The sequence below is a fragment of the bacterium SCSIO 12827 genome (assembly GCA_024397995.1).
In the GTDB taxonomy this organism is placed as follows: Bacteria; Pseudomonadota; Alphaproteobacteria; order Rhodospirillales; family Casp-alpha2; genus UBA1479.
On the sequence record CP073746.1, the window covers coordinates 1,771,137 to 1,791,360 of the forward strand.

Annotated in this window: 18 protein-coding genes and 1 tRNA gene; 12 read left to right on the forward strand and 7 right to left on the reverse strand. The window is 62.4% G+C overall.

Features of this window, described 5'->3' with window-relative positions; genetic code table 11:
• Positions 1-259 precede the first annotated feature (259 nt).
• From KFF05_08345 to KFF05_08360, 4 genes are all read left to right on the forward strand, one after another.
• A complete protein-coding gene (locus KFF05_08345; protein ID UTW53633.1) occupies positions 260-1,357 on the forward strand; it encodes an ABC transporter permease subunit in 1,098 nt (365 codons plus the stop codon).
• Between the two features lie 36 nt (positions 1,358-1,393).
• Positions 1,394-2,509, forward strand: a complete 1,116-nt coding sequence (locus KFF05_08350; protein UTW53634.1) for an amino acid ABC transporter permease — start codon at positions 1,394-1,396, stop codon at positions 2,507-2,509.
• Positions 2,510-2,587: 78 nt separating this feature from the next.
• Positions 2,588-3,316: an amino acid ABC transporter ATP-binding protein gene (locus KFF05_08355; GenBank protein ID UTW53635.1), complete on the forward strand. Its 729-nt coding sequence runs from the start codon at positions 2,588-2,590 to the stop codon at positions 3,314-3,316.
• A gap of 272 nt (positions 3,317-3,588) precedes the next feature.
• Positions 3,589-4,416 carry an SDR family oxidoreductase gene (locus tag KFF05_08360; GenBank protein UTW53339.1) on the forward strand — a complete coding sequence of 276 codons (828 nt, stop codon included), beginning with the start codon at positions 3,589-3,591 and terminating at the stop codon, positions 4,414-4,416.
• 22 nt (positions 4,417-4,438) lie between these two features.
• On the opposite strand, the gene KFF05_08365 is transcribed toward KFF05_08360, so the two are convergent.
• The 3 genes from KFF05_08365 to KFF05_08375 are packed head-to-tail and all read right to left on the reverse strand — an operon-like array spanning position 4,439 to position 7,127.
• Entirely contained in the window at positions 4,439-5,191 is a 753-nt protein-coding gene (locus KFF05_08365; protein ID UTW53340.1) for a sulfite exporter TauE/SafE family protein, read from the reverse strand.
• Positions 5,192-5,242: 51 nt separating this feature from the next.
• Entirely contained in the window at positions 5,243-6,100 is an 858-nt protein-coding gene (sseA, locus tag KFF05_08370) for a 3-mercaptopyruvate sulfurtransferase (GenBank protein ID UTW53341.1), read from the reverse strand.
• 22 nt (positions 6,101-6,122) lie between these two features.
• Entirely contained in the window at positions 6,123-7,127 is a 1,005-nt protein-coding gene (locus KFF05_08375) for a cysteine synthase A (GenBank protein ID UTW53342.1), read from the reverse strand.
• Positions 7,128-7,327: 200 nt separating this feature from the next.
• Here KFF05_08375 and KFF05_08380 point away from each other — a divergent pair, with 200 nt between their 5' ends.
• Complete coding sequence (locus KFF05_08380) at positions 7,328-8,119, forward strand: enoyl-CoA hydratase/isomerase family protein (protein ID UTW53343.1); 792 nt, start codon at positions 7,328-7,330, stop codon at positions 8,117-8,119.
• Between the two features lie 9 nt (positions 8,120-8,128).
• Here KFF05_08380 and KFF05_08385 read toward each other — a convergent pair whose 3' ends face one another.
• Positions 8,129-8,755 carry an NUDIX domain-containing protein gene (locus KFF05_08385; GenBank protein UTW53344.1) on the reverse strand — a complete coding sequence of 209 codons (627 nt, stop codon included), beginning with the start codon at positions 8,753-8,755 and terminating at the stop codon, positions 8,129-8,131.
• 87 nt (positions 8,756-8,842) lie between these two features.
• Between KFF05_08385 and KFF05_08390 the strand changes: the two genes are divergently transcribed.
• Complete coding sequence (locus KFF05_08390) at positions 8,843-10,072, forward strand: alpha/beta fold hydrolase (protein ID UTW53345.1); 1,230 nt, start codon at positions 8,843-8,845, stop codon at positions 10,070-10,072.
• 383 nt (positions 10,073-10,455) lie between these two features.
• Here KFF05_08390 and KFF05_08395 read toward each other — a convergent pair whose 3' ends face one another.
• Genes KFF05_08395 through KFF05_08405 form a run of 3 tightly spaced genes read right to left on the reverse strand, consistent with a single transcriptional unit; the run spans position 10,456 to position 12,845 of the window.
• Positions 10,456-10,935, reverse strand: coding sequence for a CopD family protein (locus KFF05_08395; GenBank protein UTW53346.1), 480 nt, complete (start codon positions 10,933-10,935; stop codon positions 10,456-10,458).
• A 16-nt stretch (positions 10,936-10,951) separates the two neighbouring features.
• On the reverse strand, positions 10,952-11,248 hold the full coding sequence (locus tag KFF05_08400; protein ID UTW53795.1) for a DUF302 domain-containing protein: 297 nt from the start codon (positions 11,246-11,248) through the stop codon (positions 10,952-10,954).
• Complete coding sequence (locus KFF05_08405) at positions 11,235-12,845, reverse strand: PAS domain S-box protein (GenBank protein UTW53347.1); 1,611 nt, start codon at positions 12,843-12,845, stop codon at positions 11,235-11,237. The genes KFF05_08400 and KFF05_08405 overlap by 14 nt, the downstream gene beginning before the upstream one ends.
• A 212-nt stretch (positions 12,846-13,057) precedes the next feature.
• On the opposite strand from KFF05_08405, the gene KFF05_08410 reads away from it, so the two are divergent.
• The 6 genes from KFF05_08410 (at position 13,058) to clpX (ending at position 20,139) form a co-directional block, all read left to right on the forward strand.
• Complete coding sequence (locus KFF05_08410) at positions 13,058-14,608, forward strand: NAD(P)H-hydrate dehydratase (GenBank protein ID UTW53348.1); 1,551 nt, start codon at positions 13,058-13,060, stop codon at positions 14,606-14,608.
• Between the two features lie 32 nt (positions 14,609-14,640).
• Complete coding sequence (locus tag KFF05_08415; GenBank protein UTW53349.1) at positions 14,641-16,068, forward strand: malonyl-CoA decarboxylase; 1,428 nt, start codon at positions 14,641-14,643, stop codon at positions 16,066-16,068.
• Positions 16,069-16,167: 99 nt separating this feature from the next.
• Positions 16,168-16,253 (forward strand) — tRNA-Leu (locus KFF05_08420).
• A 187-nt stretch (positions 16,254-16,440) separates the two neighbouring features.
• Positions 16,441-17,946 carry a trigger factor gene (gene tig / locus KFF05_08425; GenBank protein UTW53350.1) on the forward strand — a complete coding sequence of 502 codons (1,506 nt, stop codon included), beginning with the start codon at positions 16,441-16,443 and terminating at the stop codon, positions 17,944-17,946.
• 124 nt (positions 17,947-18,070) lie between these two features.
• Entirely contained in the window at positions 18,071-18,688 is a 618-nt protein-coding gene (gene clpP / locus KFF05_08430) for an ATP-dependent Clp endopeptidase proteolytic subunit ClpP (GenBank protein ID UTW53636.1), read from the forward strand.
• 185 nt (positions 18,689-18,873) lie between these two features.
• The gene (gene clpX / locus KFF05_08435) at positions 18,874-20,139 is read left to right on the forward strand and encodes an ATP-dependent Clp protease ATP-binding subunit ClpX (GenBank protein UTW53351.1); all 1,266 of its coding nucleotides are present in this window, start codon (positions 18,874-18,876) and stop codon (positions 20,137-20,139) included.
• Positions 20,140-20,224: the final 85 nt, after the last annotated feature.

A 20,224-nucleotide genomic window follows, 5' to 3' on the forward strand; every position in this document is an offset into this window, starting at 1 on the left:
TACGCGCCGGTGGGGGTACCCCTCCGGCGCGTCTTCGTTTCGGGAGCCGATAATAAGAAATGGCCTTCCCGTGCTCTGGGAAAGGAACAAGGCGGCGGAACACCGGTAAGGTTTGAATCAAACCGCCCAATAACGACAGGGGGCTGACGTGACCACGACTGTGGATCAAGGAAGCGCGACGGCACGGGGCGAACCCAATGTGCTGTTGAAGCTCTGGCGGAACAAGGAGACCCGCTCGGTCATCATCCAGATTGTGACGATGGCCCTGCTGTTCGCCTTCTTCGCCTATATCATCAACAATGCGGTATTGAACCTGCAGGCGCTGGGCAAGACGTTCAGCTTCGACTTCCTGCAGGAGCCCGCGTCCTACGACATCAACCAGACGCTGATCGAATACACCTCCCGGTCGTCGCACGCGCGGGCCATGCTGGTGGGCATCCTGAACACCGCCCTGGTGGCTTTCTGCGGCGTCATCCTGGCAACGGTCCTCGGGTTTATTCTCGGGGTTATCCGGCTATCCAACAACTGGCTGGCGTCGCGCATCGTCTATGTGTTCATTGAATTCACGCGCAACGTGCCGGTGCTGCTGCATATCCTGCTGATCCACGGCATCATGGTGCACTTCCTGCCATTGCCGAAGCAGGCGATCAGTGTCGGTGATGCCTTGTTCCTGTCCAACCGCGGCGTCTATGCGCCGCGCCCCGAATTTCTCGACGGCTTCGGCTTTACCGTGGCGGCCTTCGGGATCGCGGTGATCGCCGCCTTGGTCTTCCGCCGTTGGGCCAAGAAAGTGCAGGAGGATACGGGCAAGATCTATCCCGTGTTCCTGATCTGCACGGGGGTCATCATCGGCCTGCCACTGATCGTGTTCCTGATCTCCGGCTCTCCCTTGGTGTGGGAGATGCCCAAGATGGGGCGCTTCAACCTGCAGGGTGGCGTCATGATGCTGCCCGAGTTCCTGGCCCTCTGGCTGGCGCTGTCGTTCTATACCTCGGCCTTCATCGCCGAGATCGTGCGCTCCGGCATCATGGCGATCAACAAGGGACAGTGGGAAGCCGCGGGGGCTCTCGGTATTCGCCGAAACCGCGTGCTGCAACTTGTCATCATCCCCCAGGCGCTCAGGGTCATCATTCCGCCCCTGGCCAGCCAGTACCTGAACCTGACCAAGAACTCGTCGCTCGCTATCGCCATCGGCTACATGGACATCGTCGCCACAATCGGCGGCATCACGCTCATGCAGACGGGTAAGGAAATGGAGACGATGATCATCGTGCTGCTGATCTATCTCAGCTTCTCATTGGTCATCTCGGCGTTCATGAACTGGTACAACAAGCGCATTGCGCTGGTTGAAAGGTAAGGGGAAGGGATCATGGCAAACACACAAAACCCCGATATGACACCCGGCCTCGTGAACGCTTACGAGCCAGGCGAGCACCCCGATTGGCCGGCGCCGTCGTCGGTCAAGGGGCCGATGCATTGGATCAAGACGAACCTGTTCGGTTCGGTCACCAACACGCTGCTGACCCTGCTGACCATCTACCTGCTGTACAAGATCATCCCGGCCATGGTGGATTGGATGTTCATTGATGCGGCCTACACCGGGACCTCGCGTAAGGATTGCGAGGCCCAGGCCAGCGGCGCCTGCTGGGCCTTCATCGGGACTCGGCTGCAATTGTTCATCTACGGCTTCTATCCGGAGGCCGAGCGCTGGCGAGTCAACCTGACGGCGGTCCTTCTGGTCGTCGCCTTGGCGCCGGTGCTTTATGACAACGTGCCGCACCGGGGCAAGGCGCTGATCTTTACCGTGCTTTACCCGTTGATTGCCGGTGTGCTGCTGGTCGGCGGCATCTTCGGGCTGGAATACGTGGCGACGGACCAGTTCGGCGGCCTGATGCTGAACGTCATCATCGGCGTTACCGGCATCGCCTTCTCGTTGCCCATCGGCATCTGCCTCGCCCTTGGGCGACAATCGCATCTGCCGGTGCTGCGCATCGTCTGCGTCGCGTTCATCGAGTTCATCCGCGGCGTGCCGCTGATCACCTTGCTGTTCGTCGCGGCCGTGATGCTCAGCTACTTCGTGCCGCCGGGCACCAACTTCGACCTCTTGGTCCGCATGCTGATCATGGTCACCCTGTTTGCTTCGGGCTATATGGCCGAGGTCATCCGCGGCGGCCTGCAGGCGATCCCCAAGGGACAGTACGAAGCGGCCGACTCCATGGGCCTCAAGTACTGGCAGTCCATGCGTCTGATCATCCTGCCGCAGGCCCTGAAGATCGCCATCCCCGGCATCGTCAACACCTTCATCGCCCTCTACAAGGATACGACCTTGGTCATCGTCATCGGCCGGCTCGACATCCTGGGCATCGGTCGGTCATCGTTGGCGGACAGCAAGTGGCAGGGCCTCTCGACCGAGGTCTATGTCTTCGTCGCCATCTTCTTCTTCATCAGCTGCTTCCTCATGTCGCGGTACTCCCTGTACCTCGAGAAGAAGCTGCACACGGGTCATTAAGAGGAGCCAGCAATCATGGCTGAAACACAAACCGCCGCAACGGCCGGCGCGATCGGGTCCTCCAAGGGATCCGACGACATCATCCAAATCCACGGCATGCATAAGTGGTATGGCGATTTCCATGTGCTCAAGGACATCAACCTGTCCGTGAAGGCCAAGGAACGGATCGTCATCTGCGGACCGTCCGGGTCGGGCAAGTCAACCCTGATCCGCTGCATCAACCGGCTGGAGGAACATCAGAAGGGCGAGATCCTGGTCAACGGCATCGAGCTGACCAATGATCTCAAGAACATCGACCTGATCCGGCGCGAGGTCGGGATGGTGTTCCAGCACTTCAACCTGTTCCCGCATCTGACGGTGCTGGAGAACTGCACGCTGGGTCCCATCTGGGTGCGCCAGACGCCGAAGAAAGAGGCCGAGGCCATCGCCATGGAGTACCTGGAGCGGGTCAAGATTCCCGAACAGGCGCTGAAGTACCCCGGCCAGTTGTCGGGTGGTCAGCAGCAGCGCGTCGCCATCGCGCGCTCGCTCTGCATGAGCCCGAAGATCATGCTGTTCGATGAGCCGACCTCGGCCCTCGATCCGGAAATGATCAAGGAAGTGCTCGACACCATGATCGAACTCGCCGACACGGGCATGACCATGCTTTGCGTGACCCACGAAATGGGCTTCGCCAAGACCGTGGCCGACCGGGTGATCTTCATGGACGGCGGCGAGATCATCGAACAGAACGAACCGCATTCGTTCTTCGACAATCCGCAGCACGAACGCACTCGACTGTTCCTCAGCCAGATACTGGCGCACTAGAACAACCAGTCTCCGAACATGGAAAAGGCGCCCTTCGGGGCGCCTTTTCCATTGCCGTAAAGCAGTGACCAGTTTGTCGGGTGGTGCACCCGACTGTTTCCATGTCACCTGGACTTGGTAATCTGCAGAGCATCGACCATTTCTTCTTCCGACCATTGGGAAAACATCATGACCATCAGCCTCATCCCGTTCTTCCGGGTATTCACGGCCATCCCGGCACTGCTGGCCCCTTGCATCCGCAAGACTTTCTCTTGGCCGTGGGAGGCTGAGAAATGAGCGGCGTGGCAACCCCGGAACTGAGCGGGCGCGTGGCCCTGGTCATCGGCGCCGGGTCGATTGCACCCGGGATCGGCATCGGGCGGGCGATCTGCCTGGCCTTGGCCCGGGAAGGGGCGCATGTGATGGCCGCTGACACTGATCTGGCCGCCGCCCAAGTAACCTGCGACATGATCGCCGAGGCGGGGGGAAGCTCGGAAATCTCCGAAGTCGACGTGTTGGACGATGCCTCGGTCGAGGCACTGGTGGCCGGCGTGGTCGACCGTCACGGCCGGCTCGACATCCTGCATTGCAACGTGGGGCTCGGCAAAAGCGGCTCGTCGGACGCAACCTCGGCCGCCGACTGGCGGCGGATCAGTGACGCCAATCTGACGTCGCTGCATGTCGCATCACAGGCGGCGATCCCGACCATGCGCGCCCAAGGGGCGGGGGTGATTACGATTACGTCCTCGATTGCGGGAATTCGCTATCCCGGATTCCCGCATCTTGCCTATAGCGCGACCAAGGCGGCGGCGAGTCACTTCGCGACGGCCCTGGCGGTCGAACTGGCGCCCGACAATATTCGCGTGAACTCCATTGTCGCCGGGCTGATCGACACGCCCCGGATCGGGGTGACGCTGGCCAAAAGCTACGGCGATCGCGACGAGGCACAAATGCGTGCCGCGCGCGATGCCAGTTGTCCCATGGGGCGGATGGGAAGTGCCTGGGATATTGCCGAGGCAGCGCTGTTTCTTGCCTCGGACAGGGCGGGCTATATCACGGGCACGTCGCTGGTGGTCGATGGCGGGCTGTCGGCGACGGTCCGTCAGCCGGCGGCGGTTTGAACAGCAGGACTGCGGCCTGTCGCTAGGAAAGCCCCCGCCAGATCAGCATCAGGCCCAGCAGAATCAGGCCGATCTGCACCAGCCGGCGGAAGAAAGCCTCCGAAATGCGCTTTCTGATCCAGAACCCGGTGGCGATGCCGATGCCGACGGGGATCATGGCAAGGGCCGAGGCCGTGAACTGCGGCCAGGACATATGGCCTTCGGTGATCAGGCGCAGATAAAGCGGCACGGAGCCGACCATCGCCGCCATGGCCATCTGGGCCACGAACAGGTTCTTGGGCAGGCGCAGGGCCGCGAAATAGACGATTACCGGCGTGAACGCCCCCGTGGCGCCGGAACACAGGCCGATCAACCCGCCGGCCACGGGATTGGCGACGCGGGCGTGGCGCTGCAGGAAGGTGGCGTTGGGGGTGAAGATCTGCGCTAAGGTCGTGGCGATGACGACGCAGCCGAGGGCCAGGGCGATCACCTGCGGGTCCAGGTTGGTCAGGGCGCCCGCGCCGATCCACACGCCGATCATCAGCAGGATCAGGAACGGCCAATACCGCCGGGTCGCTTCCTTGAATTCTCCGGATTCGATGATCTGCCAGACGTTGGAAATCGCCACCGGCACGATGAACAGGGTCACCGCCTGGGCCGGGTCGATCACCATGACCATGATCGGCAGGCCCACGGCCGGGATGCCGGCCCCCAGGACCCCCTTGACCAGGGAGCCGGAAAACAGGCCCAGAATGATGACAAGCAATGCGATGGTGGAAAAGTCCGGCAGCGTCATGGTCTGGATATCCGCCGGATTTTGCCGTGTCCGGATGGGCTGGAGAGAGGATCAGGTAACGATGGGCGTATCCTGCCGGGCCCCCCACTCGGACCAGGACCCGTCATAGACCGCGACGTCTTCCTTGCCGATCAGGTAAAGCGCCAGGGCGGCGTAACAGGCCGTGACGCCGGACCCGCAACTGGTCACCAGCGGCCGGTTGAGGTCGACGCCCGCCTTGTCGGCCAGGGCCTTGATTTCCTCGGCCGAGCGCATGGTGCAGTTCTTGCCCGTGTCCATCAGGTCGCCGTAAGGCAGGTTCAGTGCGCCCGGCATATGGCCGGAGCGCATGCCTGCGCGCGGTTCCGGCGAGGTGCCGGCAAAGCGACCGGCGGCGCGCACATCAAGAACGTCCTCGCGCTTGCCGTCGATATTGGCCATGACCTGATCGACCGTGCGCACCATCAGGTGATTTTCGCGCGGCGTGAAATGGCGTTCCCGTGGATTGGGTTCGATGTCGGTCACCGGGCGGTTTTCCGCCAGCCACTTGGGCAGGCCGCCGTCCATGACGCAGACGTCGTCATGGCCGAACAGGCGGAACATCCACCACACCCGGGCCGCGGCCATGCCGCCACCGTTGTGGTCATAGCAGACGATGCGGTTGCCGTCGCCCAGGCCCAGCTTGCGCACCTTGGCCGAGAAAATATGCGCCGGCGGGATCATATGGGGCAGGGGGTTGTCGGGATCCTTGACGTCATCGATGTCAAAGAACACGGCGCCGTCGAGGTGCTGCTTGGCGTATTCCTCCCGCCCGTTGCGGCCGTCATTGGGCAGGTAATAGGTGCAGTCGACGATGCGCACGTCGGGGGCCGACATGTGATCGGCGACCCAGTCGGTGGAGACCAGAGCCTGCGGATTGGAATAGGGCATGGGGCGGTTTCCTTCCCGGCGATCAGGGCAGGAAGTCCGGGACCGGCAGGTCCTTGGACTTCAGGAAATCGCGGTTGAACAGCTTCGACGTATAGCGCGTGCCGATGTCGCAGAGGATGGTGACGATGGTCTTGCCCGGGCCCAGTTCCTTGGCCAGGCGCACGGCCCCCGCCACGTTGATGCCGGACGAGCCGCCGAGCACCAGGCCTTCGTCCTTGATCAGGTCGAAAATCAGCGGCACGGCTTCCTGGTCGTCGATGGAATAAGGCTGGTCGATCTTCAAGTCCTCGATGATCGCGGTGACACGGCCCAGGCCGATGCCTTCGGTGATCGAGCCACCTTCGGTCGCCTTGGCCTCGCCATCCTTGAACAGGTGGTACATGGCTGCCCCCTTGGGGTCGGCGCAGCCGACGACAATGTTCGGGTTCTTTTCGCGCAGGAAGGTGGAGGTCCCGGCCAGGGTGCCGCCGGTGCCGACGGCGCAGATGAAGCCGTCGACCTTGCCGCCCGTCTGTTCCCAGATTTCCGGCCCCGTGGAATGGTAATGGGCGCGGCGGTTGTCCAGGTTGTTCCACTGGTCGGCGAACAGCACGCCGTTTTCTTCCGTCGCGGCCAATTCCTCCGCCATGCGGCGGGCGATGTGCTGATAATTGTTGGGGTCGGAATAGGGCAGGGCCGGGACTTCGACCAGCTTGGCGCCGCACAGGCGCAGCATGTCCTTCTTTTCCTGGCTCTGGGTTTCCGGAATGACGATGGTGGTGCGGTAGCCGCGGGCATTGGCGACCAGGGCCAAGCCGATGCCCGTGTTGCCGGCCGTGCCCTCGACGATCAGACCGCCGGGCTTCAGGTCACCGCGCTTTTCAGCCTCCAGGATCATGTGGCGGGCCGGGCGGTCCTTCACGGATTGGCCGGGGTTGAGGAATTCGGCCTTGCCCAGGATTTCACAGCCCGTCGCCTCGGACAGCTTGTTGAGGCGAATAAGCGGCGTGTTCCCGATGGCGTCCACCAGGCCCTTCTTGATGTTCATGTATTTGAGTTCCGTCCCTAGAGGTTCGTCAGCTTGGGTTCGTTGGGGTTTTCGGCAACATAACCATGCCTGCGGGGCCGATCAAGGCGCGGGCTTTGGATTTCGCACGGATTTCCTGTTCCGTCAGGCCGGTGGTTGGCGCTATTCTCCCCGCCCGCCGGGACGGACAAGAAACAAATAAACCAGAATGGAGAACGAACATGGCCGACGAACCGGTCCTTGTAGAGATTGACGGGCGTGGTGTGGCCACGGTCACGCTGAACCGGCCCGAAGTCAACAACGCCTACAACGGCGAGATGATTGATGTCCTGCTGTCGGGAATCAAAAGCCTGTCCGCCAACGATGCCGTGCGCCTGATTGTGCTGCGCGGCGCGGGCAAGCATTTCCAGGCCGGGGCCGACCTGAAATGGCTGTTGTCTGTTTCCGAGAAGTCGGAAGCCGAAAATCTGGAAGTCTCCCGGCGCACGGAAACCGTTGTGCGGCTGCTCGACACGTGTCCCAAGCCGACGGTCGCCGTGGTGCAGGGGTTCTGCGTCGGCGGCGGCACCGGCGTGATCGCCGCCTGCGACGTGGTGATCGCCGCGTCGGATGCCACTTTCACCATTTCCGAAGTGCGTTGGGGCCTGATCCCGCAGCCGATCCTGCCGCAGTTGATCGCCGCCATGGGATCACGCAACGTGCGCCGCTATGCCCTGACCGCCGAACGCTTTTCCGCCGATCAGGCCAATAACATGGGGCTCGTCCATGAAGTGGCGCCCCCCATGCAGCTGGAACGCACGGCGGAAAAAACGATCGAGGCCTTTCTGCGCAGCGGCCCCGACGCCGTGACTCAGACCAAGGCCAAGATTCTGGAGCTTGCGGAAACCAGCATCGACGAGGCGACGGCCGAAGAATTGGCCCGTCTGCATTCGGAAAAGCGCCAATCGGCCGAAGCCAGCGAAGGGCTTGCCGCGTTTATCGAAAAGCGCAACCCAAGCTGGTTCAAGGAATAGGGCGGACGATCACGTCCACTCCCGGCGCACGGCATCCCGGTTCAGCTGCAGCCATTGCAGGCAGATGATGATGGTGCCGTTGTTGATGGTGCCGTCGGCGACCATGTGGAAGGCGTCTTCCGCCGGGACCGTGAACACACGGATGTCCTCGTTCTCATGGTCCAGGCCGTGGATGCCGCCGGCCTTTGAGGCATCGACCCGGCCGAGGTAGAGGCCGATGGTCTCCGACGAGCAGCCGGGTGTCACCAGATAGGACGTGATCGGTTTGAGGGCGAGGAGATCGCAGCCGCATTCCTCCATGGTCTCGCGGGCCGCGACGTCGTCCGGGTGCTCGCCCTCCTCGACGATGCCGGCGACGATCTCAATCAGCCAGGGCGAGGGCGCTTGACCGCCCCAATTGGGCGACGGCGCGCTGGCGGCGGCACCGACGCGGAACTGTTCGATCAGCACGACCTCGTCGCGGACGGGGTCATAGGGCAGGACGGCGACCGCATGGCCACGTTCCAGGCATTCGCGGGTAATCTCGTTGCTCCAGCCGCCTTCGAACAGGCGGTGGCGAAGGCGCCATTCGTCCATGCGGAAAAAGCCCTGGAACACCTGGCGCCGCGCCAATACATCAAGATCGTTACTGTCCATCAGACATCGCCCTTTCATGCTGCGGCGGTAGTATGGTCACCTTAGGTTTCATATCAACGACTTCCCCACTGACGAAAGGCCGCCGCCATGACGACAAGCGAAAAGGTTTCCTTCCCGGGCGCCCTGGGCGAAACCCTGGCCGCGCGCCTCGACCTGCCCGATGGCACGCCCAAGGCCTATGCCCTTTGGGCGCACTGCTTTTCCTGTACCAAGGACGTGTTCGCCGCGTCGCGGGTGGCGCGGGCGCTGACGGAAAGCGGCATCGCCGTGCTGCGCTTCGATTTCACCGGGTTAGGCGCCAGCGAAGGCGACTTCGCCAACACCAATTTTTCCTCCAACGTCGGCGACCTGATTGCGGCGGCGGATTGGATGCGGGGCAATTTGGAAGCTCCCGCCATGCTGCTGGGCCATTCGCTGGGCGGGGCGGCGGTCCTGGTCGCGGCGGCGAAGGTGCCCGAGGCCAAGGCCGTGATCACCATCGGGGCGCCCGCGGACGTGGCGCATGTCGCCCATAATTTTCAGGAGTCGGTCGAGGAGATCGAGGCCAAGGGTGAGGCCGAGGTCCTGCTGGTCGGCCGTCCGTTCCGCATCAAGAAGCAGTTCCTCGACGACATTCGGGCGCAGAACGTACAGGACGCCGTGGCGGGGTTGAAAAAGGCGCTGCTGATCTTCCATTCGCCGGTCGACGCCACCGTCGGCATCGACAACGCCGCCGCCATCTATGGCGCGGCCAGGCATCCGAAAAGCTTCGTGTCCCTGGACGATGCCGACCACATGCTGTCGCGCAAGGAAGACGCGGAATACGTCGCCGGCGTAATCGCCGCCTGGGCGCAGCGTTATGTCTGCCTGGGCGACGCCCCGGCATCGCGCATCGCCCCCCAGGCCGCACCGGGCACGGTGGTGGTCGAGGAAACGGGGCAGGGCAAGTTCCAGAACGCGGTTTCCGTCGGTGGGCGCCACGTGTTGCTTGCGGACGAGCCCACGGACGTGGGTGGCACAGACACGGGGCCCGGGCCCTATGACTTCCTGCTCACGGCGCTCGGCGCCTGCACGGCCATGACCATCCGCATGTACGCGGATCTAAAGAAGTTGCCGCTGACCAAGGTCCGGGTGACCCTGACCCACGATAAGATTCATGCCGAGGACTGCGCCGATTGCGACACCAAGGTGGGTAAGCTCGACCGCATCGTCCGCGACCTGCATTTCGAGGGCGATCTGAGCGACGAACAGAAAGCGAAGCTTTTGGAAATTGCCGACAAATGCCCGGTCCACAAAACCCTGCATTCCGAGATCGTCGAAGAAAGCCGGTTGGTCTAGGGAAGAGCAGGGGTGATGGATGGGCCTGCGCTGAGCTGATCGGATCGATAGTAATATTTATATTTCAAATATTAACCTACGAAAGAATTCGTTATTTCGGCGCACTGGTATCAGGTATTTATTCCCCTGCCGGCAATGAGCCGGTCACCGCGCCGGGGCACCCCGGCGATTTATTGAGGAAAATGAGCATGTTTTCCCGCACCAAACCCGCCACTTCAGCCGCCGGCAAACCGGCTGCGAAACCCGCCATCAGCAAGCCTGCCGCCAAGCCGGCAGCGCCTGCGAAAAAGAAATAATTTCGGATGCGGCGGCCGCCCTCACGGCCGCGTAACCGATGAACAGGGCCGCCGGATTCCCCCCGGCGGCCTTTTTCATGGGCGGTGTCAGTTGCCGGGCACCCAGCCCCAATAGCGGCCCGAAGCCCCCAAGGCCGCCGTGATCAGACCGAGGGCCAGATTGATCGCGACGATACGGCGGATGACATTCAAGCTGGCGCCCCCCGTGGGCCAGTCCTGGGCGGCGACGGCTGCCTGGAAGGTGCGGTAGGGCGCGAAGAACAGGTAGATGAACAGGGCGTTCATGACCCAGCCGATGCCGTGCATCCAGTGAACATGTATCGGCGCGGCGGCGAAGGTACCGTATTGCAGGGCGATCACCGCATAACCCGATACCGGCAGGACCAAAACGGCGGCCCATACCCATAGAAAGAACCGACCGAACACGCGGTTCCACAGCTTCAGGCGTTCCGGCGGCGGCGTGATCCCGCCCACGGCGGGGCGCAGGATCAAATAAGCGAAGAACATACCGCCGACCCAGACGACGGCGGCGATCGCGTGGAAACCGGTTGCAAGGGCGCTGAGCATGCGAATATCTGCCTTTCTAGTTCATCGCGGCGGCGGCGTCGGTCAGCTTTTTCAGCACGCCGGTCATGGTCTCGATGACCTTGTCCACCGTGTTGCCGTGGCGCTGCGCCAACCATTTGGGATCGTTGTAAGCGATCCAGCTGCCCTTGTCGTCCTTCCAGGCCAGAACCTTGAGCGGCAGGTCGATGCCCATGGTCCGCGTCGCCTGCATGAGCGGCGTGCCGAGTTTGGGATTGCCGAAGATCAAGACTTCCGTCGCGGGCAGGCTGAGGCCTGCCTTTTCGGCGCCGGCCGTGTGATTAATGCGGGCCAATATGGTGATATTCTTGGCTTTCAGCAGCTTTTCCAGGCGGTTTAGGGTTTCGCCGGGGGGGTGCTGGCTCGGCTTGACGATCAGGCCTTCGGCGGCCTGGGCCGGAGTGCTCAGGGGCGGGGCCGATATCAGGGCCAGGGCGGCGACGGCGAAGAAAAACAGACGATGGATGCGCATCCGGGAACTCTCCTGTGACGGGGGCGAAGATTTCAAAGTGTAACGGGTTCCTTGGCGCCGCGTGAACAAAGCTGCGTGAGTTGGTCTTCCATGAAAACCACCTGCGACACGCTTGGTCCGCCCGGTCGAGGAGGGGGCTAGGAGGCGTCGGGCAAGGGCAGACTGCGCGCCACGGGGAACACGAGATGGGCCGATGTCCCCGGCCGACCTCGCTTTCCATTTCCAGAACGCCGCCATGCAGTTCGATCAGTTTGCGCGACAGGGTCAGGCCCAGGCCCGTGCCTTCGTGCTTGCGGGTTAGGGAGCCGTCGACCTGCCCGAATTCGGACAGCGCCACGGCCATATCCTCGGGGGAGATACCGATCCCCGTGTCTGACACGGTCAGCCGTATGGCGCCGTCGTCCTGCTGGCGCGCCACGACGGAGACAGCCCCTCCTTGTTCCGTGAACTTGATGGCATTGGACAACAGGTTGACCAGCGCCTGTTTGACGCGCAGTTCATCGGCCATCAAGGGCGGCAGGTCGGCGGGGCAGTCGATCATCAGCGAGACTCCTGCCTCAAGCGCGCGTTCGCGTACCAGGCGATGGCAGGAGTTGAAGATCAGTCCCAGGTCCAGGCGTTGTTCGTTCAGGCTCATCTGGCCGCGTTCGATACGGGCCAGGTCTAGAAGGTCGTTGATGAGCTGCAGCAGATGCTTGCCGGCGTCGTTGATGTCGCCGGCGTATTCCTTGTACTGGGGCACGTTCATGGTGCCGAAGGTCTCGTTCACCAGGATGTCGGAAAACCCGATGATGGAATTCAACGGCGTGCGCAGCTCGTGGCTCATATTGGCGAGGAATTCCGTCTTCGCCCGGTTGGCCAGTTCCGCCTCTTCCTTGGCCGTACGCAGCGCTTGGTCCGACTGCCATTCACGGGTCACGTCACGGGCGAACCCCCGGTAGCCGAGAAAGGTGCCGTCGTCGGCGAACACGGGCGCGCCACTTATTCGGGTATAACGAAGATTGCCTTTGCTGTCGTTCAGGCCATATTCGAAGTCCCGAAACGGTCGCCGTTCCGCCAAATCCGCCCGATGCTGCTCGAAGGCGATGCGCTGCGCGGGCCCTCGGATCACGGCAATGGCTTCGCGCGTTTGACCGATCAAGTTCTCCGGCGACAGGCCGTATATGGTCTGCAGTCGGTCGGAGACGAAGGTGAAGCGGTGTTCGGTATCCGTTTCCCAGAACCAATCAGCGGCGGCGAAAATGAAGCGCCACCAATCGTCATCGTTCAATTTGCCGACCAGCGGGCCGGCAAGTTCCGGCGGCGGGGGCCGCCGCGATACGGTTTGACGCGACAAGGCAAGACCGACGGCGGCGGCGAGGGCCGCGACCAGGGCCGTGGTTAACGGACGCCATGTGTCGGCGGCCGTCGCCGGAAGCAATCTCGGTGCCCCGATTGCCTCCCATAAAATTACAAAAAGAAACGTAAAAACAAGACAGTATATGTATTTTTTCATGTAATTAATAACGGAGTATGCAAGCTCGTTGTTGGTATAAAAACCGTTCAATGAGGTCCGCCGGACTCCGGGATTCTCCCGCCGTTTCGCCCTTTTTCAGAGTATAACGTGAAGATCGTGAATTATCGGAGCATGAAATGACGGTGGAAAATTCGGCCTGGTTGCCGGCGGCATTGCTCCGGGTCGGCCAGATGGCGCAGGCCGATGCCGCGGCCATCGCGGGCGGCATTCCCGGCATCGATCTGATGGAAACGGCGGGGGCGGCCGTCGCCGCACGGGCCCAGGCCCTGTTTCACAGCCGTCCCACGGCTGTTTTATGCGGCCCCGGTAACAACGGCGGTGACGGCTTCGTCGCGGCGCGTCTCCTGAAAGAGCAGGGGGCCGAAGTGCGGCTTTACCTTTTGGGGGCGCGGGAAAAATTGCGGGGCGACGCGGCCCTGGCGGCGGACCGCTGGGCCGGTGCGGTGGAAGAGTTGACGGCAGGCTTTGATCCAGCGGGGGCAGGGGTTATCGATGCTCTGTTCGGGGCCGGCCTCACGCGCCCGCTCGATGGTGTCGCGGCGGCCGTGGCGGAAACCCTCAACGCCGCATCGGCGGATGTCTTGGCCGTGGACATCCCGTCGGGCGTCATGGGTGACACGGGTGCCGTCGCCGGATTGGCTATACAGGCCCGGGAAACGGTGACTTTCTGCCGCCGCAAGCCGGGCCATTTCCTGCGCCCCGGACGGGATTTCTGCGGTCGGATGAAAGTCACCGACATAGGCATTTCAGACGCCGTGGTCGCGGCCCAGGCCCCCGATACCTGGGTCAACAGCGCCGACATCTGGTGGCCTGATTTCCCCCATCCGGGGCCTGGCGATCACAAGTACACGCGCGGCCATGTGGTGATCTGGGGGGTAGGTGCCATGCCAGGCGCGCCGCGTCTGGCCGCCGACGGAGCCCGGCGGGCCGGGGCGGGGATCGTTTCCATCGCTTGCCTGCCCGAGGACACGGGGATATTCCGCGCCGGAGCACCCGGCGTGCTGGTCCGCCCCATGGGCGATGCCGCCGTGTATGAAACCTATGTCCAGGACGGCAACAAGACCCTGGTCGTCGGCCCCGGCAACGGGCCGGGCCCGGATACCCGCACGCGGGCCCTGGCGGCGCTGGCCACGGGCAAGCCGATGGTGTTGGACGCCGACGGCATTTCCGCCTTCGCGGACGATCCCGATGTCTTGATGTCGGCCTTGCACGGCAACTGCGTAATCACCCCCCATGGCGGTGAATTCGCCCGTGTTTTTCCAAACGGCGGCGACCGACTGAGCCGCGCGCGCCAAGCAGCCAAGAAATCGGGCGCGGTGGTCTTGCTGAAGGGCTTTGACACGGTTATCGCGGCCCCAGATGGTCGCGCAGTGATCAACGCCAACGGCTCCCCCCATTTGGCCTCCGCGGGTACCGGTGACGTGCTGGCGGGCATCACGGCGGGGCTGCTGGCCCAGGGCATGGCGTCGTTCCCGGCCGCCTGCGCCGCGGTCTGGCTGCATGCGGCGGCGGCGCAATGCATCGGCCATGGCCTGATCGCCGAGGATATTCCCGGTTTGCTGCCGGGCATTGTCGGCGCCCTTCCCGGGGCCGTGACGGGGGGTGTGCCCGGGCAAATTTTCACCCATTTGCCCCTTGAACCGACCGGTAAAAGCGAACAGGTTTAACGGGATGTCCGCGTACCTTTGAAAGGGCTTTGATGACCGAACATAAACCGAGCAGTTTCCTCGACCGAACCCTGGCCAACCTGCGCCGGGGATGGCAATCCATCGCCGGATCGTCATACGACGAGGATGCCGCAAGCACGCGCCCCAACCTGCCGGATGAGGACGCCGGGCGTATTCTGGAACAGATGCAGGAATGCCTGGACAATAAGGGTGGCGAGGTTTCGGCGCGGACCAAGGCGGCGGCCTTGGGCCGGGTCTATCTGGCCCTGGACAAGGGCGGGCGCGAGAAGTTCCTGCGCCTCATGGCCGGCAATTTCGGCACCGACGCCAAGGCTGTCGAGACGGCCATCGGCAAGTTCCAGGCGGCGGATACCGATGCCGCGCGTCTGGACGCGCAGCTTGCGATCAAAAACAGCCTGCAAGCCCCCTGGCGCCGGTTGCTGACCCAGTTCAACGCGCTGCCCGATGGGGTCAAGTTCCTGGTTGATCTGCGCGCGGAACTGATGCCGCTTGCCAAGTCTGACGCGGGTCTTAAGGCCATGGAACATGACCTGCGGGACCTGCTGGCCAGCTGGTTCGACGTCGATTTCCTGGAATTGCGGCGGATCGCCTGGGATTCCTCGTCGGCGTCACTGTTGGAAAAGCTTATCGCCTACGAGGCCGTGCATGCCATCAAGGGCTGGGAAGACCTCAAGAACCGGCTTGATTCCGACCGCCGTTGTTACGCCTTCTTCCATCCGCGGATGCCCGATGAGCCCCTGATCTTCGTCGAGGTCGCCCTGGTCAACGGCATGGCGGCCAATGTGCAGGCGCTGCTCGACACCAACGCCCCGGCGACCGATCCGGCCGCCGCCGACACGGCGATCTTCTATTCCATCTCCAACGCGCAGAAGGGCCTTGCGGGCATCAGCTTCGGCAACTTCCTGATCAAACGGGTGGCGCAGCAGCTGTCCCAGGAGTTCCCGAATCTCAAGACCTTCGCGACCCTGTCGCCGATTCCGGGTTTCCGCAACTGGCTCAACGAACTCCTGGCGGAGGGTGAGCCCAAGCTGTTCTCGGCCGAGGAGCGCAAGGCCCTGAACGCGGCCACGGGCCGCAAGGGTGGGGCCAAGGGGTCGTTGATTTCGGTCCTCGACACCCCCGCTTGGATCAAGGACGACGTCATGACCGCCGCCCTGCAAGGGCCGTTGACACGCCTGGCGGCGCGCTACCTGGCCAGGGAAAAGGGCCGGGGAGGGCGTGCGCGCGACCCGGTGGCGCATTTCCACCTGTCGAATGGGGCGCGGCTCGAACGCCTCAATTGGCTGGGGGATACCTCGGACAAGGGTTTGGCCCAGTCGGCGGGGCTGATGGTCAACTACCTTTATGACCTGGGCCGTATCGAAGGGAACCATGAGGCCTATACCTCGGCCGGCAGCGTCGATATGTCCTCGGGCGTAAAGACGCACCTGCGGGGGTGAGCCGGCGGGGCGCTGGTGCGGGGCCGATTTCCCGGTTGTAATCGTTGTCAGAATGGATAAAGTCGCGCCGCTCGCTGGTCGGGCATCCCGGCGGCGTTGGCGGGCGTGGCGGAATTGGTAGACGCGTCAGGTTTAGGTCCTGGTGGCCTTTGGTCGTGGGGGTTCAAGTCCCTCCGCCCGCACCATCCTCCAAAATGGCGAGGTTGCGCCTTCGGTTTCGGAGGCGGGATTATTCCGACCAGCCGTTTATCGTTGCCGGGTCCGGGGTGGCAGCCTATATATCCGCCCGGGAGTTGAGGGCTTAATCCTAGTGTGTTTTACAGGCGGCGCCGATTTAGGTGCTTCGCCGCAGATTTCCGAAACGGGAGTTCCATGCAAGTCGTTGAGACAAAATCCGAAGGCCTGAGCCGCGAGATGAAAGTCACCGTGGCCGCCAAGGACATCGAAGAGAAAATCAACCTGCGTCTTCAGGAAGTCGCACAATCCGCCTCGCTGCCCGGTTTCCGACCCGGCAAGGTGCCCGTGGGCCTGCTGCGCAAGCGCTTCGGACCGTCGATCCTGGGCGAGATCCTGGATCAGGCGGTGAACGATTCCTCGGCCCAGGCGTTGGCCGAGAAAGGCATCCGTGCCGCGACCCAGCCGCAGGTCGAGATCACTTCCTTCGACGAGGGCAAGGATCTGGAATACACGCTGGCCGTGGACATCCTGCCCGAAATCACACCGATGGACTTTTCCAAGCTGAAGCTTGAGAAGCTGGTCCTGAAGCCGGATGAAAAGCAGATCGAGGAAACCCTCGAGAATCTGGCCAACGCCCATAAGTCGTCCGAGCCGATCACCGCCAAGCGCAAGACCAAGTCTGGTGACGTCTGCGTCATCGACTTCGTCGGCAAGCTGGACGGCGTCGAGTTCGCCGGCGGCAAGGCCGATGGCTATCACCTGGAATTGGGCTCCGGCTCATTCATTCCGGGCTTCGAGGAACAGTTGATCGGCGTCGATGTCGGTGCCGACGTCGAGGTCAAAGTCAACTTCCCCGCCGAATATGCGGCCAAGGATCTGGCCGGCAAGGAAGCCGTGTTCGACGTCAAGGTCCACGAAATCCGCGAAGCTACGCCGGCGCCGATCGACGACGAGTTGGCCAAGAAGGCCGGCCTGGAAAGCCTGGACGCCCTGAAGGAACGCATCGTCGAGGGCCAGCGCCGCGAGTTCGATCAGATGGCGCGCATGCAGGTCAAGCGCGTGCTGTTGGATCAGCTGGCCGACAGCCATGATTTCGAGATGCCGCCCAAGATGGTGGAGATGGAATTCGACAACATCTGGGCCCAGTTCGAGGAACAGCGTAAGCAGGAACACGATCATGATCACGACCACGATCATGACCATGATCACGACCATGCCCACGATCACGACGACAAGTCGGACGAAGAGCACAAGGCCGAGTTCCGCGACATCGCCGAACGGCGGGTCAAGCTGGGCCTGTTGCTGTCCGAAGTCGGCCGCGCCAACGCCATCCAGGTGTCGCCGGAAGACGTCAACCGCGCCATGATGCAGGAGGCCCAGAAGTATCCGGGTCAGGAGCAGCAGGTGCTGGAATTCTTCCGCTCCAACCCCCAGGCGCAGGAGCAGATCAAGGCTCCGGTGTTTGAGGAAAAGGTCATCGATTACATCATCGAACTGGCCCAGGTGACGGAAAAGCCGGCGTCCTTCGAAGACCTGATCAAGGTTCTTGAGGCCGAGGACGAGGCCAAGGAAGCCAAGAAGCCTGTCGCCAAGAAGAAGGCCGCCCCGAAGAAGGCAGCGGCCAAGGACGACGCGGCGGACGACAAGAAACCGGCCAAGAAGAAGGCCGCGGCAAAGAAGCCGGCGGCGAAAAAGGAGTAGCGGCGGCGGGACCGGGGCGCTATCAGAGCATAGGCGGCCCGCCATCCCCGGACCCGTCATCCCGAGCAGCACGTATCATAAGGACCGCGGCATGACCGATCCCCACGACATCTACATGAATACCCTGGTGCCCATGGTCGTCGAGACCACTAACCGGGGTGAGCGCGCCTACGACATCTATTCGCGGCTGTTGAAGGAACGCATCATCTTCCTGACCGGTGGGGTCGAGGATCATGTTTCGAGCCTGGTTTGCGCGCAGTTGCTGTTTCTTGAATCTGAGAATCCGTCCAAGGACATCTCGTTCTACATCAACTCGCCGGGCGGCGTCGTGACTTCCGGCCTCGCGATCTACGACACGATTCGCTACATCAAGCCGGATGTGTCGACGGTCTGCATCGGTCAGGCGGCGTCCATGGGCTCGCTTCTGTTGGCTGCAGGTGCCCCCGGAAAGCGCTACTCGCTGCCCAATTCGCGGATCATGGTTCACCAGCCGGCGGGCGGGTTCCAGGGCCAGGCATCGGACATCGAAATCCATGCCCGCGAGATCATCGCGCTGCGTCAGCGGCTCAATGAAATCTATGTCGAGCATACCGGCCAATCGATGGAAACCATTGAAAACGCGATGGAGCGTGACAAATTCATGACTCCAGAGGAAGCCAAGGCGTTCGGCCTGATCGACGAAGTCGTCGCCAATCGGCCGGCCACCGGCGACGACGACGGCGGCAAGCCCGGCAAGGGTTGAGCTTCGGCATCCAACTAAACGGCTGTCCCCAGGTCTTGGGTGGCGGCGCAAATACTACGGGACGTCTCTCCGCCGCTACGTCTTTTGGCATAGCTCCATGGGCGTGATTGTGATTGAGTGTTGCACAAGGGTCCGGCTAACATGGTCTTGATCCGGGAGGCGGCGCGGGACCAACAGGATAAACAATGACGAAAACCACCGGCAGCGACTCCAAGAACACCCTTTATTGCTCGTTCTGCGGCAAAAGCCAGCACGAGGTGCGCAAGCTGATCGCGGGTCCGACCGTGTTCATCTGCGACGAATGTGTCGAGCTGTGCATGGACATCATCCGCGAAGAGCACAAGACGAACCTTGTGAAGTCGGGCGACGGCGTGCCGACGCCGATGGACATTTGCTCCGTCCTTGATGACTACGTGATCGGCCAGAACAGCGCCAAGCGCGTGTTGTCGGTCGCCGTGCATAACCACTACAAACGCCTGAACCACGGTGCCAAGAACAACGATGTCGAACTGGCCAAGTCCAACATCCTGCTTGTCGGTCCGACCGGTTGCGGCAAGACCCTGTTGGCGCAGACCCTGGCGCGCATCCTGGATGTGCCCTTCACCATGGCCGATGCGACGACCCTGACCGAAGCCGGTTATGTCGGTGAAGACGTCGAAAACATCATTCTCAAGCTGCTGCAGTCCGCCGACTACAATGTCGAGCGCGCGCAGCGCGGCATCGTCTACATCGACGAAGTCGATAAAATCAGCCGCAAATCCGACAATCCGTCGATCACCCGCGACGTGTCGGGCGAAGGCGTGCAGCAGGCGTTGCTGAAGATCATGGAAGGCACGGTCGCCAGCGTGCCGCCCCAGGGTGGGCGTAAGCACCCCCAGCAGGAGTTCCTGCAGGTCGACACCACCAACATCCTGTTCATCTGCGGCGGTGCCTTCGCCGGGTTGGACAAGATCATTTCCGCCCGCGGTAAGGGCTCCAGCATCGGTTTTGGCGCCGACGTGCGTGCGCCCGAGGAACGCCAGACCGGTGAAATCCTGCGCGAGGTGGAGCCGGAAGACCTGTTGAAATTCGGTCTGATCCCCGAGTTCGTCGGCCGCCTGCCTGTGGTCGCGACCCTGGAGGACCTGGACGAAGACGCGTTGGTGGAAATCCTGACCAAGCCGAAGAACGCCCTGGTAAAGCAGTACCAGCGCCTGTTCGAGATGGAAGACACCAAGCTGACGTTCTCCGATACCGCCCTTCGTTCCATCGCCGTCAAGGCCGTCGAACGCAAGACCGGCGCCCGGGGCTTGCGGTCGATCATGGAAAACATTCTCCTCGACACCATGTTCGACCTTCCCGGCATGGAAGGTGTGGAAGAGGTCGTCATCAATGGAGAGGTGGTGGAAGAAAGTGCCAATCCGCTGTTTATCTATGGCGAAAAGGCCGAAGAAGTGGAAACCAGCGCGTAATTTGCGTCTTTCCACGGTTATCCACGGTCTGGGCTTGCGCCGCAGCGTTCCATCCCCCACCTTTGTTGTGAAGCAATTCCAACCC

What these genes read in the sequence shown, in the direction of transcription:
- KFF05_08360 (UTW53339.1), top strand. Translation starts at nt 3,589, where the DNA reads ATGAGCGGCGTGGCAACCCCGGAACTGAGCGGGCGCGTGGCCCTGGTC.
- KFF05_08375 (UTW53342.1), bottom strand. Translation starts at nt 7,127, where the DNA reads ATGAACATCAAGAAGGGCCTGGTGGACGCCATCGGGAACACGCCGCTT.
- KFF05_08365 (UTW53340.1), bottom strand. Translation starts at nt 5,191, where the DNA reads ATGACGCTGCCGGACTTTTCCACCATCGCATTGCTTGTCATCATTCTG.
- KFF05_08350 (UTW53634.1), top strand. Translation starts at nt 1,394, where the DNA reads ATGACACCCGGCCTCGTGAACGCTTACGAGCCAGGCGAGCACCCCGAT.
- KFF05_08380 (UTW53343.1), top strand. Translation starts at nt 7,328, where the DNA reads ATGGCCGACGAACCGGTCCTTGTAGAGATTGACGGGCGTGGTGTGGCC.
- sseA (UTW53341.1), bottom strand. Translation starts at nt 6,100, where the DNA reads ATGCCCTATTCCAATCCGCAGGCTCTGGTCTCCACCGACTGGGTCGCC.
- KFF05_08345 (UTW53633.1), top strand. Translation starts at nt 260, where the DNA reads ATGGCCCTGCTGTTCGCCTTCTTCGCCTATATCATCAACAATGCGGTA.
- KFF05_08395 (UTW53346.1), bottom strand. Translation starts at nt 10,935, where the DNA reads ATGCTCAGCGCCCTTGCAACCGGTTTCCACGCGATCGCCGCCGTCGTC.
- KFF05_08415 (UTW53349.1), top strand. Translation starts at nt 14,641, where the DNA reads ATGACCGAACATAAACCGAGCAGTTTCCTCGACCGAACCCTGGCCAAC.
- KFF05_08390 (UTW53345.1), top strand. Translation starts at nt 8,843, where the DNA reads ATGACGACAAGCGAAAAGGTTTCCTTCCCGGGCGCCCTGGGCGAAACC.
- KFF05_08410 (UTW53348.1), top strand. Translation starts at nt 13,058, where the DNA reads ATGACGGTGGAAAATTCGGCCTGGTTGCCGGCGGCATTGCTCCGGGTC.
- clpX (UTW53351.1), top strand. Translation starts at nt 18,874, where the DNA reads ATGACGAAAACCACCGGCAGCGACTCCAAGAACACCCTTTATTGCTCG.
- KFF05_08385 (UTW53344.1), bottom strand. Translation starts at nt 8,755, where the DNA reads ATGGACAGTAACGATCTTGATGTATTGGCGCGGCGCCAGGTGTTCCAG.
- tig (UTW53350.1), top strand. Translation starts at nt 16,441, where the DNA reads ATGCAAGTCGTTGAGACAAAATCCGAAGGCCTGAGCCGCGAGATGAAA.